The 13,094-nt window shown below is 70.4% G+C and carries 15 protein-coding genes and 5 tRNA genes; 13 read left to right on the forward strand and 7 right to left on the reverse strand.

Going from position 1 to position 13,094, the window contains the following annotated elements:
* Nucleotide 1: 1 nt before the first annotated feature.
* Nucleotides 2-250 carry a helix-turn-helix domain-containing protein gene (locus ACQEXA_RS43360; protein WP_433132746.1) on the forward strand — a complete coding sequence of 83 codons (249 nt, stop codon included), beginning with the start codon at nucleotides 2-4 and terminating at the stop codon, nucleotides 248-250.
* The gene (locus ACQEXA_RS43365) at nucleotides 247-1,410 is read left to right on the forward strand and encodes a site-specific integrase (RefSeq protein ID WP_433132748.1); all 1,164 of its coding nucleotides are present in this window, start codon (nucleotides 247-249) and stop codon (nucleotides 1,408-1,410) included. The genes ACQEXA_RS43360 and ACQEXA_RS43365 overlap by 4 nt, the downstream gene beginning before the upstream one ends.
* A gap of 79 nt (nucleotides 1,411-1,489) precedes the next feature.
* On the opposite strand, the gene ACQEXA_RS43370 is transcribed toward ACQEXA_RS43365, so the two are convergent.
* The 3 genes from ACQEXA_RS43370 to ACQEXA_RS43380 all read right to left on the reverse strand — a co-directional run bounded on the left by ACQEXA_RS43370 (nucleotide 1,490) and on the right by ACQEXA_RS43380 (nucleotide 1,750).
* A tRNA-Val gene (locus tag ACQEXA_RS43370) sits at nucleotides 1,490-1,564 on the reverse strand.
* 1 nt (nucleotide 1,565) lies between these two features.
* Nucleotides 1,566-1,639, reverse strand: a tRNA-Cys gene (locus ACQEXA_RS43375).
* A 38-nt stretch (nucleotides 1,640-1,677) separates the two neighbouring features.
* A tRNA-Gly gene (locus ACQEXA_RS43380) sits at nucleotides 1,678-1,750 on the reverse strand.
* 176 nt (nucleotides 1,751-1,926) lie between these two features.
* On the opposite strand from ACQEXA_RS43380, the gene ACQEXA_RS43385 reads away from it, so the two are divergent.
* The 3 genes from ACQEXA_RS43385 to ACQEXA_RS43395 are packed head-to-tail and all read left to right on the forward strand — an operon-like array spanning nucleotide 1,927 to nucleotide 4,678.
* Nucleotides 1,927-2,979: a chorismate-binding protein gene (locus tag ACQEXA_RS43385; protein ID WP_432925717.1), complete on the forward strand. Its 1,053-nt coding sequence runs from the start codon at nucleotides 1,927-1,929 to the stop codon at nucleotides 2,977-2,979.
* A complete protein-coding gene (locus tag ACQEXA_RS43390) occupies nucleotides 2,976-3,797 on the forward strand; it encodes an aminotransferase class IV (RefSeq protein ID WP_433132750.1) in 822 nt (273 codons plus the stop codon). The genes ACQEXA_RS43385 and ACQEXA_RS43390 overlap by 4 nt, the downstream gene beginning before the upstream one ends.
* A 56-nt stretch (nucleotides 3,798-3,853) precedes the next feature.
* Nucleotides 3,854-4,678, forward strand: coding sequence for a GNAT family N-acetyltransferase (locus tag ACQEXA_RS43395; protein ID WP_432925714.1), 825 nt, complete (start codon nucleotides 3,854-3,856; stop codon nucleotides 4,676-4,678).
* Between the two features lie 3 nt (nucleotides 4,679-4,681).
* Here the strand turns inward: ACQEXA_RS43395 and ACQEXA_RS43400 are convergent, their stop codons facing one another.
* Nucleotides 4,682-5,203 carry a DsbA family protein gene (locus tag ACQEXA_RS43400; protein WP_432925712.1) on the reverse strand — a complete coding sequence of 174 codons (522 nt, stop codon included), beginning with the start codon at nucleotides 5,201-5,203 and terminating at the stop codon, nucleotides 4,682-4,684.
* A 277-nt stretch (nucleotides 5,204-5,480) separates the two neighbouring features.
* Between ACQEXA_RS43400 and ACQEXA_RS43405 the strand changes: the two genes are divergently transcribed.
* Together ACQEXA_RS43405 and ACQEXA_RS43410 are read left to right on the forward strand one after the other, a co-directional pair.
* Nucleotides 5,481-5,912, forward strand: coding sequence for a hypothetical protein (locus ACQEXA_RS43405; protein ID WP_432925710.1), 432 nt, complete (start codon nucleotides 5,481-5,483; stop codon nucleotides 5,910-5,912).
* 162 nt (nucleotides 5,913-6,074) lie between these two features.
* The gene (locus ACQEXA_RS43410) at nucleotides 6,075-6,227 is read left to right on the forward strand and encodes a hypothetical protein (protein ID WP_432925708.1); all 153 of its coding nucleotides are present in this window, start codon (nucleotides 6,075-6,077) and stop codon (nucleotides 6,225-6,227) included.
* A gap of 106 nt (nucleotides 6,228-6,333) precedes the next feature.
* Here the strand turns inward: ACQEXA_RS43410 and ACQEXA_RS43415 are convergent, their stop codons facing one another.
* Together ACQEXA_RS43415 and ACQEXA_RS43420 are read right to left on the reverse strand one after the other, a co-directional pair.
* Nucleotides 6,334-6,891: a CGNR zinc finger domain-containing protein gene (locus ACQEXA_RS43415; RefSeq protein WP_359389947.1), complete on the reverse strand. Its 558-nt coding sequence runs from the start codon at nucleotides 6,889-6,891 to the stop codon at nucleotides 6,334-6,336.
* 1,053 nt (nucleotides 6,892-7,944) lie between these two features.
* Nucleotides 7,945-8,358 carry an SsgA family sporulation/cell division regulator gene (locus ACQEXA_RS43420; protein WP_003959770.1) on the reverse strand — a complete coding sequence of 138 codons (414 nt, stop codon included), beginning with the start codon at nucleotides 8,356-8,358 and terminating at the stop codon, nucleotides 7,945-7,947.
* 191 nt (nucleotides 8,359-8,549) lie between these two features.
* Between ACQEXA_RS43420 and ACQEXA_RS43425 the strand changes: the two genes are divergently transcribed.
* The 4 genes from ACQEXA_RS43425 to ACQEXA_RS43440 all read left to right on the forward strand — a co-directional run bounded on the left by ACQEXA_RS43425 (nucleotide 8,550) and on the right by ACQEXA_RS43440 (nucleotide 10,281).
* Nucleotides 8,550-8,987: a TIGR02611 family protein gene (locus ACQEXA_RS43425; RefSeq protein WP_432925706.1), complete on the forward strand. Its 438-nt coding sequence runs from the start codon at nucleotides 8,550-8,552 to the stop codon at nucleotides 8,985-8,987.
* A 65-nt stretch (nucleotides 8,988-9,052) separates the two neighbouring features.
* Nucleotides 9,053-9,124, forward strand: a tRNA-Val gene (locus ACQEXA_RS43430).
* A gap of 599 nt (nucleotides 9,125-9,723) precedes the next feature.
* A complete protein-coding gene (locus ACQEXA_RS43435) occupies nucleotides 9,724-10,170 on the forward strand; it encodes an SRPBCC family protein (RefSeq protein ID WP_433132752.1) in 447 nt (148 codons plus the stop codon).
* A 39-nt stretch (nucleotides 10,171-10,209) separates the two neighbouring features.
* Nucleotides 10,210-10,281, forward strand: a tRNA-Val gene (locus ACQEXA_RS43440).
* A gap of 78 nt (nucleotides 10,282-10,359) precedes the next feature.
* Here the strand turns inward: ACQEXA_RS43440 and ACQEXA_RS43445 are convergent.
* A complete protein-coding gene (locus ACQEXA_RS43445) occupies nucleotides 10,360-11,085 on the reverse strand; it encodes a 3'-5' exonuclease (RefSeq protein ID WP_432925703.1) in 726 nt (241 codons plus the stop codon).
* A 168-nt stretch (nucleotides 11,086-11,253) separates the two neighbouring features.
* On the opposite strand from ACQEXA_RS43445, the gene ACQEXA_RS43450 reads away from it, so the two are divergent.
* A complete protein-coding gene (locus ACQEXA_RS43450; RefSeq protein WP_359389955.1) occupies nucleotides 11,254-11,820 on the forward strand; it encodes a DUF4365 domain-containing protein in 567 nt (188 codons plus the stop codon).
* Complete coding sequence (locus ACQEXA_RS43455; protein WP_432925701.1) at nucleotides 11,817-13,034, forward strand: hypothetical protein; 1,218 nt, start codon at nucleotides 11,817-11,819, stop codon at nucleotides 13,032-13,034. The genes ACQEXA_RS43450 and ACQEXA_RS43455 overlap by 4 nt, the downstream gene beginning before the upstream one ends.
* Nucleotides 13,035-13,094 lie beyond the last annotated feature (60 nt).

Raw genomic sequence — 13,094 nt, forward strand, 5'->3', positions numbered from 1 at the left:
CATGGAGGCACTGACTGAGCCTCAGCGTCTCCTTCGGGTAGAGGCCGTGGCACAGCTCCTCGACCTGGCTCGTTCGACCGTCTACGAGGAGATCCGACTTGGGCGACTGCGTACGGTCCGGATCGGGCGTCGTCGTCTGATCCCGACCGAGTATGTAGACGAGTACGTTGACCTGCTCAAGCGCGAGGCGCTGGCCGAGGATGCGGCACAACGACCCTGGCTGCGCGTTGTCAGGGAAGGTGCGGCATGACTGCGGAGAGGCGTCGCTCAAAGGCGGGCAATGGCGATGACTCGATCTACTGGGAGGAGTCGAAACAGCGCTGGGTCGGTGCGATCTCGCTGGGTTACACGCCATCAGGCAAGCGCCGCCGCCCAAAGGTCTACGGCAAGACCAAGACCGAGGTGCGCGGCAAACTCCGTGAGCTGCGGAAAGAGTTGGAGGTTGGTGACCGGACGCCAGCGAACTACACCGTGGCAGACGCCGTGAACGACTGGCTGGCCCGGGGACTCAAAGGGCGCGACACGGCCACGGTCAACAAGAACCGCATCTTGGCCGAGCAACACGTCTTGCCTCTGCTGGGCCGGGCGAAGCTGCGGGAGTTGACCGCCGACGCCGTGGACGACTGGTTGGATGATCGCGCAAAGGTGCTGGCCACGTCCTCACTCCGTAGCGTGCTGTCGATCCTTCGCCGCTCCATCGATCACGCGATGCGGCGGGACAAGGTGCGGCGCAACGTCACGTTGCTCGTCGAGGTGCCCGAGGGGCAGGCCGGACGGCTCAGCAAGGCGCTGGCCCTGGACCAGGCCCGGGCGGTGCTGGTTGCGGCGCGGGAGTCTCGGCTCTATGCCTACGTGGTGCTCTCCTTGCTGGTTGGCGTGCGCACCGAGGAGGCTCGGCCGATGACCTGGAAACACGTTCACCTGCGGCCCTCTGGCGCTGTGCCACCCCATGTGGAGGTGTGGCGGTCGGTGCGGCGGCATGGAGACACCAAGACTCGCAAGAGCCGTCGGACGCTCAAGCTGCCTGCGCTGGTCGTCGCAGCCTTGATAGAGCATTGCCGCCGGCAGCAAGACGAACGGATCGCGTACGGACTGCTGTGGGACCCCTCCGACCTGGTGTTCGCCACGACCACCGGCCAGGTGCTCGATGCTGCCAACGTGCGCCGGGCCTTTCGGTCGATCGTCAAGGCGGCAGGGTTGGCGCCGGAGTGGACGCCTCGGGAGCTGCGGCACAGCTTCGTGTCGCTGATGTCCGATCACGGTATCCCCGTGGAAAAGATCGCTCGCGTGGTCGGCCACAGCAGCACGACCACGACGGAGGTCGTCTACCGCAAGCAGCTCCGGCCGGTGATCACCGAGGGGGCCGACACCATGGATGTGATCTTCGGCGAGGATGATTCGGAGCCTTGATCAATCGGCCGGTGGCTCCCCGTGTGGCTCCCCGGATACGTCAAGGGCCTGATCCAACGAGTGGATCAGGCCCTTGACCTGGTGGACGATACTGGGATTGAACCAGTGACCTCTTCCGTGTCAGGGAAGCGCTCTCCCGCTGAGCTAATCGTCCATGGAGGTGGAGACGGGATTTGAACCCGTGTAGACGGCTTTGCAGGCCGTTGCCTCGCCTCTCGGCCACTCCACCAGGAGTGCAGGGGACCCGGAGGTCCCCTGGTTCCTTCGAGCGGACGACGAGGCTCGAACTCGCGACCTCAACCTTGGCAAGGTTGCGCTCTACCAACTGAGCTACGTCCGCTTGTCGTTTCGGACGCTCACGCGTCCCGGCGACGAGTTGAACTCTAGCGGATTCCCGGGCCAGTACAAAAACGCGTTTGTGCAGCGTGCTGCGCTGCACCTGGTCAACGACATGGTCAGGGCACCCACGGGGACATGTCCGGGCCACCCGCAGGACACCCGCCATAGACTCGACACGTGCCCCACCTGCCTCCTCTTGCCCGTTTCGGCGATCGCGTCGCCACCGGTCTCCTCGATGTCACCAGCGACCCGGCGGCCCTGGACTCCACCGGTTTCTGGGCGGTCTGCGCGGACTACGAAGGGCGTGTGACCTGCGCCCGGTTCGCCGAGGTGCGGGAGGAACACGTGCCCGCCCCGCGCCCGGGCGGATGGCGGGGACCGTCGGCCGGTGACTGGGAGTCCTCGCTCGACCGCGCCGCGTACACGGCAGGGGTGCGCAGGATCCGTGAGCACATCGCGACCGGAGAGGTCTACCAGGTCAACCTCTGCCGGGTGCTGTCCGCGCCGGTCGCTGCCGACGCGGATGTGGACGCGCTGACCGCCGTGCTGGCACGCGGCAACCCGGCGCCGTACGCAGGAACGATCCGTCTGCCGGAGCGCGGTGTGGAGATCGCCACCGCGTCCCCCGAACTCTATCTGCGCCGCACGGGCCGGATCGTCGAATCCGGGCCGATCAAGGGCACCGGGCGCACCGAGGCGGACCTCCTGGACAAGGACTACGCCGAGAACGTGATGATCGTGGACCTGGTCCGCAACGATCTCGGGCGTGTCTGCAGCACCGGCAGCGTGTCCGTGCCCGATCTGTGCGTCGTCGAGAAGCACCCCGGCCTGGTCCACCTCGTCTCCACGGTCCGCGGCGAACTGCGCCCGGAGACGGGCTGGCCCGCCCTGCTCGAGGCCACCTTCCCGGCCGGCTCGATCAGCGGGGCACCGAAGTCCAGCGCGCTGCGCATCATCGACGCCCTGGAGACCGCGCCCCGCGGCCCCTACTGCGGCGGCATCGGCTGGGTCGACGCGGACCGCGGCGCGGGCCAGCTCGCCGTCGGCATCCGTACCTTCTGGATCGACCGAACCGCCGAGCGCGCCCCCGTACTGCGCTTCGGCGCCGGTGCGGGGATCACCTGGGGCTCCGACCCCGAGGGGGAGTGGTACGAGACCGAACTGAAGGCCGCCCGGCTGCTCGCGGTAGCGTCGGGGTCGTACGAGGTGAGTGGAGGGACCCTTTCGTGAAGATCTGGCTCGACGGCGGGCTCCAGGACACCGAGTCCGCCCGCGTATCCGTCTTCGACCACGGACTGACCGTCGGCGACGGCATCTTCGAGACCGTCAAGGCCGTCGAGGGGCGGCCGTTCGCGCTGACCCGACACCTCGACCGGCTCACCCGCTCGGCACGCGGCCTGGGACTCGCGGACCCCGACGCCGACGAGGTCCGTCGCGCCTGCGCCGCCGTCCTGGAGGCCAACCCGATGCCCCTCGGGCGCCTGCGCATCACCTACACCGGCGGCTACGGCCCGCTCGGCTCCGACCGCGGCGACCGGGGTCCGACCCTGGTGGTGGCGATCGGCGAGACCCGTCGGCGCCCCGACTCCACCGCCGTGATCACGGTCCCCTGGACCCGGAACGAACGCGGCGCCCTGGCCGGCCTGAAGACCACCTCGTACGCCGAGAACGTCGTCGCCCTCGCCCGGGCCTCCGAACAGGGCGCCACCGAGGCGTTGTTCGCCAACACGGTGGGGCAGCTGTGCGAGGGCACGGGATCGAACGTCTTCGTCGTCCTCTGCGGCGAGATCCACACCCCGCCGCTCGCCTCCGGGTGCCTCGCGGGCATCACCCGTGCGCTCACGGCCGAGTGGACGGGCGCCAAGGAGACCGACCTGCCGCTGGACGTCCTCGAGCACGCGGACGAGATCTTCCTCACCTCCACGCTGCGGGACGTCCAGGCCGTGCACCGGGTCGACGGCCGTGAACTCGCGGGTGCACCCGGACCCGTGACCGCGAAGGCCATGCGGATCTTCGACGAGCGGTCCGGCGACGACCTCGATCCCTGAGGGCCCGCGGTCAAAATCGGCTGACCCGCGGCGCGGCACCGGGTAGAACACCTCTGATGACCACGACACTGCGGCCGGCCGAGCCGCTTCAGCTCAGCGCGGACGGGGCACGTTCGCGACACTTCCAGGTGTGTGTGAACGGTCGCCCCGTGGGCCGGCTGCATCTGTCCACGGATCCCGAGTACGGCCTCGGCACGGCTCGCATCCTGGACCTGACCATCGAGGAACCGGATCGCCGCAGGGGGCGGGGCACGGTGGCCGCGCTCGCCTCGGAGGAGGTCGCGCGCGGCTGGGGCTGCCGCCGCATCGAGATGTCGGTGCCCGGGGACACCGAGGCCGGGCTCAGGCTGGCGACGGCGCTCGGGTATGTCCTGCGGAACCGGAACATGGAGAAGCGTCTGGCCGGGCCTTCGCCCCGGCTGCCGGCCGGAATCGCCGCCCGGCCCATGACCGAGGCCGAATTCGGTCCCTGGCTGGCCAGGGGCCGGGAGGGCTTCGCACGCGATCTGATCGAGCGGGGCGTGCCCGCGGCCGAGGCGTACGCCAAGGCGGACCGGGGTCACGCCAGATTCCTGCCGGACGGACTGTCGTCCGAGAACACGGTGATCAGCGTGCTGGAGCAGCAGGGGGAACCGGTCGGCACCCTGTGGCTGGGGCTCTGGCCCGAGACCGCGTTCGTTCTCGATGTCGAGATCGATGCGGACCGGCGCGGCCGCGGCCACGGGCGCACGCTGATGCTGCTCGCGGAGGCACAGGCGGCCGGGGGCGGCAAGGACCGCGTCGGCCTCAACGTCTTCGCGGGCAACACCCCGGCCGAGCAGCTGTACACCTCACTGGGGTACGAGACGACCGAGTATCACCTGACCAAGCAGCTCGTCTGAGGCTCAGACCCCTTCGGCCAGCAGCCGGTCGGCGATCTCCTCGATTCGCTCGCGCAGCCCGGCCTGACTCTTGCCGCCGTCGAGGCGCTCGCCGCCGATCACATACGTCGGCGTGCCGGTCACTCCGATCGCCTTGCCCTCGGCCTGATCGGCGTCGACGATCAGGATGTGCCGGCCGTCGACCAGTGCCGTGTCGAACTCCTCCGCGTCCAGGCCGAGTTCGCCTGCCATCTGGACGAGGAACGCCTCTCCCTGGCGGTCCAGCTCCTCCACCCGGCCGAGCACCGACTCCACGTACGGCCAGCCCTTGCCCTGCTCCAGCGCTTCCTCGGCGGCCTGGGCGGCGGCGAACGCGTGCCGGTGCTTGTCCAGGGGGAAGTGCCGCAGCCGGATCTCCAGCCGGTCGCCGTAGCGGGCCCGCAGTGCGCGCAGATCGTCCAGGGCGGTACGGCAGTCGGGGCACTGGAGTTCGCACCAGACGTCAAGGACGGGGGGTGCGGCCGGGGCAGGGGAGGAGTCACTCATGGTCACCAGTCTCCCAGGATCGCGCACGCGGCCCAAACGGGACCTCCGTCACCGCAGGCGGAGCACCGGAGTACGACCGGAGCGGGGCGCGTGGAGGGGGAAGGAGGACGCCCGGGTGCCCGGTTGCCGTCGCGGGTGGAGACCCGGGGCCGCCCTGAGGAGGAGACGACCCGGAGATCTCCCTGAAGTCCGGCCTGGCCGTGGCCTGCGGGGCCCGCGGCGGTGCAGGATGGAAGGGACGAACCGACCCCGCCGACCGACCTGTGTGGAGGACCGGATGATTGCCGAGACAGTCTGTGCCGCCGTCTCCGCGGCCGGCCTGGGCATTGCCGCGGTCACAGCCTGGCGCAAGCGCTTCCTGTCGGCGGCCCGCATCGCCGCCTACTCGCTGGTGCCCGTGGGGCTGGTGATGACAGGGGTCGTGGGCTGGCTGGCCGACACGGCCTTCAGTCCCACGGCATGGGCGGGCTTCGCCGTGCTCGCTGCCGCCTGGCTGCTGTTCGCGACCACGCGGACCGTGGAGCGCCGCAGAGGCGGGACCCGTGAGCAACGCAAGGCGGCGCGGGCCGCGCAGCGCGAAGCAGCGCCTTCGTCGTCCTCCGCGCCGGCGCTGGGCGCCCCGAGTCGGCCCGCGGCCGCACCCCGCTCGACCGGCTCCACGGACGACTTCAGCGACATCGAGGCTATTCTGAAGAAGCACGGCATCTGACGCGTCGACACGGCAGGACGGTCGGGCGGGGGCCCGGGACGATCAAGGTCGCACACGTCGAGATCATCTTCGTTCCGTAGATCACGGATATTGGCGAACACCCCGTCATTCCGGGCGTGTTGATCGCGTAGCGGGTGGGGGCTGCGCCATCATCGCCGCGAGATGCTGGACAGAACCCAGAGCGACACCGCTGCTCCTCCCGAGGAGCGCCGGGGTTGTCTCTTCGCGATTTCCCAGCCACCGCTGATGATCTTCCTTGCGGTGATCGGCTGCCTGCTGCTCATGGCATCACTGCACGACCTGCTGATGCTCTGAGCCGTATGCGGAGCCCCTGGCGCCACCCGCCGAGGGCTCCGTCAGTCCCACCACCTCGGCGCGAACAAAGGGCTCTCCCTGTCGATCGGCGGCAGTGCCGCTCCGCTCAGCCCGCGGCTTCCTTGCGGCGCGCCCGGTACGCGGCCACGTGCAGCCGGTTCCCACAGGTACGGCTGTCGCAGTAGCGGCGCGAGCGGTTGCGGGAGAGGTCGACGAAGGCGCGCCGGCAGTCCGGCGCCTCGCAGCGACGCAGCCGCTCCTGCTCACCGGCGACCACGAAGAAGGCCAGCGCCATCCCGCAGTCCGCGGCGATGTGGTCGGTCACCGAGGCGCCCGGGGCGAAGTAGTGCACATGCCAGTCGTAGCCGTCGTGGTCCGTCAGCCGGGGCGTCGTCCCCGCGGCGGCGACCAGATCGTTGATCAGCCCGGCTGCTGTCCTGGCGTCCGTCGCGGCGAAGATCGCGGCGAACCGCCCGCGGATCTTGCGCACGGCCGAGAGGTCGAACTCCGAGAGGACGCCGACGTCGCTCAGGTCGTGCTCGCGTGCGAAGGCGTCGAGGGCGGTGACATCCGGGAGCCCGTCCGTCTCCGCACCCTCGGGTGTGGTGTTCACCAGATCGACCACGAGGTCGAGCGCGCACCGGGTGTCGTGGGTGATCAGCACGTGTCGCTCCCTGGCCTGGGGGTCGGGCGGGCGCCCGCCGATGCTGGCCGAGCCTAGCGGCTCACGGCGAACGGGGAGGGGGGAGGGAGCGGGGGAGAGCGCGGAGGGAGCCGGGAGGTTCCGGAGGGCTTCGCCGGGCCGACACCCCGTCGACGTCCGCGGCTTCCGTGACTCCCTCCGCGCCCGCCATGGCTCGCTCCCTCCGCGACCTCACTCCGGCTCCCCGCGACGTCTCCGTAGCCTCCCGGGCTTCCTCTGCGATCTCCTCGCCCGCCTCCCGTACGCGGCAGGCCCGCCCCGCGCGTGCCGGGAGCTTCGGCGGGCGCCACGACGTCGCCCCGGTCTTCGTCGGGACGGCACCCCGTCGACGCCGGTGGCTTCCGTGGCTCCCTGCGCGACCTCGCCGGCTTCTCCGTGCCGTGACCACCTCGACTTCCCCCTGGGACATCTCTCCGCCTCCCTCCGCGGCCCCCGCCACGGCCTGGTGCCCGTGGAAGCCCGCGGCACGCGCGGAGGGGCCGCGGCGCGCGGGAGTTCGCGCGGTGCGCGGGGTAGGCCCCGGCGCCCGCGGAGGGCGCTGCACGCGCGGGGTCGGGCTGCGGCGCGTTCGGAAGACCGCACCCCCCGGAACCCCGCGCGCAGTGGCCACGCAGGCGTGGAGGCCGTCCCAGGCGTGGAGGGGCTGCCGCATGCGCGGGGAAGCCCGCCCCAGGCGTGGAGGCCGTCCCAGCCGTGGAAGGGTTGCGGCACGCGCGGGAAAGCCCGCCGCAGGCGCGCAGGAGTGCCGCACGCGCTCTCGGCCCACGAGGCACTCTCGATAGCGCGCAGGCACGCGGTGGCGCGGTTCCGCACCCGCCGGACCGGGCGGAAACCTCCGCGGCACCCGCCGCAGCTCACCCCACCACGGCCTGCGCATGGCCGTCACCGTCCGTAGGCGACTGAAGCGCCGTCGCCGCGAGAGCTCGCGGCGACGGCGCCCGGGTGTGCCGTATGCGGTTGTCATGGCCCGAGCCGTCTCCCCGAGTGGACGGCGCCGGGCGGTTCGAGGTGTCGCTAGCTCTCGGCAAGGATGTGGGAAAGCTCCGTGTCGAGATCGAAGTGACGGTGCTCCGTGCCGGGGGGCACGGCCGCGTCGGTTCGCTTCAGGAACGATTCGAGGGCCCGCGCCGGGGCCTCGAGCAGGGCCTCGCCCTCAGGGGAACTCAGGGCGATGCAGACGACGCCCTGACCATGGCTCCGGGACGGCCAGACGCGGACGTCGCCGGTCCCTGTGGGCCGGTGCAGGCCCTCGGCGAGGAGGTCGCGGGCGAACACCCACTCGACGGTCTCCTCGGCTCCGGTGTGGAAGGTGGCGTGCACGGCATAGGGATCGGCCGTGTCATACCGCAGTCCCGCGGGAACAGGCAGTGAGGACTCGCTCGACACAACGAGGCGCAGGTGCAGCTCGCAGCTGACCGTGGTGTTCATAAGCGCCAGGGCCTTTCGCTCAGTGTGCGCTCGGGGATTCGCACGTCGGCGAAATCGACATGCCACCTACGGTGCCGTTGTAAACCCCTCTGAGAGTTTTGCCTGTCTTTACGTAGCTCGTCCGGCGGAGACACGTTTCGCACCATACGGCCATTCTGGTGACCGGTTTCTCTCGGGTAGGGTTTGTACGTATGGATACGGGGAGTGACGAACAAGGCAAGATCGCCGTTGCCGGGCAGGAATCGAAAGCCGGGCCGGGCCTCGGTTCGCGGGCGCCCGCATTCATCAAGGTGCGACCGGCGCTGCATCGCAGCTGGCAGGTGGGCGTTTTCCTGGTCGGCCTCGCGGTGGTCGGCGGCGGCCTGATCCTGCTTCCGCTGCCCGGGCCGGGCTGGCTGGTGATCTTCGCCGGCGTGGCGATCTGGGCGACCGAGTTCGTCTGGGCCCAGCTGGTGCTCCGCTGGACGAAGCGGAAGGTCACCGAGGCGGCAGAGCGTGCACTCGACCCCAGGGTGCGCCGCCGCAACATCATCCTGACGACGGCCGGCACGGTGATCGTGTGCGGGCTCGTCGGCGTCTACGTCTGGAAGTTCGGCGTCGCGATGCCCTGGAACATCAGGGAAGAGTGATCCGGTGGCTGTGGTCACCGTGTCGGAGGCACCCCCTGACATGGGGTAATCTTCTTCCTGGGCCCGGGCGATTAGCTCAGCGGGAGAGCGCTTCGTTCACACCGAAGAGGTCACTGGTTCGAACCCAGTATCGCCCACAGTATCGAGGGCGGCGTGCACACACAGTCACCGTGTGTCATGCCGCCCTCGTCGCGTGTCCGGCCCGGCGACTGGCGTCTCCGCTGTTCCCGTGGTATGCGCGTCGGCCCGAATGCCGGGTATCACACGGAATGGATTCATGACAAAAGCGCCCTATGGCCGGAAATCCTCCGTACGAATTCCGAAACACCGTCGGATTTCGCCGGATTTCTACGGAACCAGTACGGCGATGTCTGGCACGGCCTCAAGTCACAGCCGGGTGCGGGGAATTCGAGGACGAGCGACTTCTGGTTCGGTTCCGGTCCTGTTTCGGTCCACGGACTTCGCCTTCGAGAGGCCCGGCACTTGGTGGCTGACGAGGTGCCACAAGCCCCTGAGCGCACGCGTTCCAGCGCCGCCCGGCGCCCGCAGCCGGTGAGCGCAGGTTGTGTCGGGGTCGGCCGCCGTCCGGCGTCGAGGGTCCGGCAACTCCTCGGGCGGAAGCGGCGGATGGGCCACGCCCCCCCGCGGCGCGTGCCATCTGTGAGGGGACGAGGGCGGTTGCCCGTATCCCTCCGGATCCGTACCGCCGGGCATCACGGACCGGCACACTCGGCCCATGGACTGGAACCACTACCGCTTCCGCAGCGTATGGGCGCTGCCCGTCCCGCCCGATCGGGCCTACGCCGTGCTGGAACAGGCCGAGGACTATCCGCGGTGGTGGCCGCAGGTGCGCACGGTGCACCGGATCGACGACGACAGCGCCGTGATCTCCATCCGCTCCCTGCTCCCGTACGACATCACCTTCACCGCACGCCGGATACGGCAGGATCCCGCCGCCCGGATACTGCAGATCGCGATGTCCGGCGACATCGACGGCTGGGCCCGCTGGACGGTCACCGCCACCGCCCGCGGCTCGCACGCCGACTACGAGCAGGTGGTCGACGTGCACAAGCCGCTGCTCAGGCGGTTCGCCGTGCCGGGACGCCCGTTCTTCCGGGCCAACCACCGGCTGATGACGCGGGCCGGGCGGCGCGGACTGGTGGCGTACCTCGAAGCAGTTTGAAGGAAGCCCGCCGGGACCTGTATTGTTCAGTGCGTTCCCGGGCGATTAGCTCAGTGGGAGAGCGCTTCGTTCACACCGAAGAGGTCACTGGTTCGAACCCAGTATCGCCCACCCGGAAATGGCCGGTCCGTCATCGACGGACCGGCTTTTCGCATGTCATGAGGTGTTCCGCGACCTCCCGTGACATGTTCAGGCGGCGGCCGGCAGCTCCGGACGCACCGGCCAGGCCGGGTCCACCAGCTCGTCCGTGCCGCTGCGCGCGAACCACGCCTGCAACCCGCGCGCCTGCGCCGCGTGCCACCCGGTCTGAAGCGTGTGCAGTTCGGGCGGAGTCAGTCGTTCCAGACGACCGGCGAAACGACGTCCCAGGGCCCGTACCACCTCCAGGGCCGCCACCGCGTCCGCAGCCGCGTCATGCGCTCCGTCCAGTACGACCTCGTAGTGCGCGCACAGGTCGGTGAGCGTGCGGCGGCCCTTGCGGTACCGGTCCAGATGCTTGTCCAGCACCCGCGGGTCCAGTACCAGCAGCGGAGCCGACGCGAACCACCGCTCGATCGAGGACGCACGATGCCGGCGCAACTCCCGGTCGAGCAAGGTCAGATCGAACGGCGCGTTCATCACCACCAGCGGCCGGCCCACCGTGGCCTGCTCGCTCAGTTCCCTCGCTATCTCGTCCATCACAGGCGACGGCCAGCGGCCGTTGCGCTGCAGATACTCCTCCGTCAGCCCGTGCACCGCCGTCGCCTCGGCGGGCACCGGCACACCCGGGTTCACCAGCCAGCGGTTCACCCGCGGCCGGGCTCCCGGGGTGTCCTGGACGACGACGGCGGCCGACACGATCCGGTCGGTCTCGACGTCCACGCCCGTCGTCTCTGTATCGAACGCGGCCAGAGGCCCCTCGTACCAGCACGTCATGCGTACACAACTCCTCGTTCACCCTTGGCAGCTGACGTACCGTCTTCTGCCCGTTTGGTGATACCCGGGCCGTTTGCGCCGTACGCCGGAAGGAGACAACAGGAGTACGGGTCTTTGCTGTTCACGGGCCCGTCACGGGGACTCATCTGGCTGGGAAGGCTTTTGGTCATGGCGATAGCGCAGCCCGAACGGGGCGGGCTGCTGCCCGAGAGGACGGCAACCCGTCGCGGCACCCTCGCCACCACCGCCTGCATGGAGACCTTGCAGGTGGGCTATCTGCACGCGGTTGCGGCCGCGGCCGGCTGTTCGCTGTCGCAGCCCTTTCCGGACAACGGCATCGACTGGCACGTCAGCCACAGCGCACCCGGCCACACGGTGGACGACGAGGTCACCATCAAGGTGCAGCTCAAGGCGACCTACCAGATCCCGCCGAACCCGCCGGGGCGCTCCTTCTCCTTCACGCTCGACAACGCGCACCTGGCGAAGCTCGCCCGCACCCCGGTCTCCGTGCACAAGATCCTGGTCGTGATGATCGTCCCGCGGTCTCAGGAGCAGTGGCTGCGGGCCGGGCACGACCGGCTCGACCTGCGGCACTGCTGCTACTGGGTCAACCTGGCAGGACACCCGATCACAGGCCGGCGCCGCACCACCGTGCGCATTCCCACTTCACGCATCTTCGACGACCGCGCGCTGTGCGAGATCATGACCCGGGTCGGAACGGGAGGCAGACCGTGACACACCGTCCCCTTGACGAGTCGGCCCGCGCCGTCCGGCCGCACCCGGCCGAACCGCTGTGGAACCAGCCGCCCGCGCCCGACCAGGTGGACCCCGCCGTACTCAGCGCCCTTCTGCACCGCCACGGCTGGCAGCGCCGTGGTGGAGCCGCCGGGCGCTACGGCCGCTGGACCCCACCAGGCCCGGGCAACGGCCGTACGAGCCTGCTGGTCCCGGAGAACCGGGCCTTCCCGGACAGCGACGACCTCATAGGCGAAGCCCTCGTCGCCCTGTACCGCAGCGGCTCGCCCGCGGCGCGCGACGTGCTGGTGGGGCTCGCCGTGCCCAGCGACGAGATCCACTGGTGGCGGGACGTTCCCTCGGGGCCGGCGGGCTCGGCGCCCTGGGCCGTCGAGGACCAGCTGCGCACCGCCGCGCGCCAGATGCTGATGGCGGGCGCGCTCGCCACACGCGCGCGTGCCGGCTACTACGGCGCCCGGCACCGCAGGCCCGCAGCAGCGTCCCTGGAACCGGTCCTGGTCGGCGCGGCCCCGGGCGGCCGCAGGCTCACCGCGTTCGTGCCCGCGTCCACCGGCAGGCCGCTGGCCGTGCGACTGCACCAGGCCCTGTACGCGGCCCGGGAGGCCATCGACTACCGGCGGGCCACCGGCGGGATGGACGCCTTCGACGCCGCGGTCGAGGCGGGCGTGAGTCATGAGCTGACCGAGGCGCTGGTCGCCCTCGTACGCGGATCCGAGGGTGCCCGGATCGCCGTGGAGTGGGCGCCCGCCGCAGGTGTCCCCGAGGGCTGCGCGGCGCCCGCCGAACCGGTGGAGTTCTCGCCCGGCGACCTGCCCGTGCTGCGTGAGGCCTCGGCGCGCTACCAGCGGGAGGAGCCGTCCGTGCCGGTGCGGATCACCGGGGCCGTCGTCCGTCTGCGCAGGTCGGGACCGCGCGGTGAGGGGACCGTGCGGCTGCGGGTCATCGCTGGCGCCGAGGTGCCCCACGTCCGGATGACCCTGGACGAGGAGGCGTACCGGATCGCGGGCCACGCCCATCTCATCGGGTTGCCGGTGCGGGTGCACGGGCGGCTGGAGAGCCGGGGCGGGTTCCGGCGTCTCGTCGCGCCGTCCGGGGTGGCGCCGGTCCAGGTCGACGAGGCCGAGCGGGACCGGCTGATGAAGTCGCTGCAGGAGAATCTGGACTTCTTCGAAGAGGCATGCGGCGGGGACTGACGACAACCCTTTCGCGGAGGGCGGGGCCCGGTCGGTACGATCCCAGTCATGCGCGCGCTC

It is taken from the genome of Streptomyces sp. CA-106110 (genome assembly GCF_050936285.1).
GTDB lineage: Bacteria > Actinomycetota > Actinomycetes > Streptomycetales > Streptomycetaceae > Streptomyces.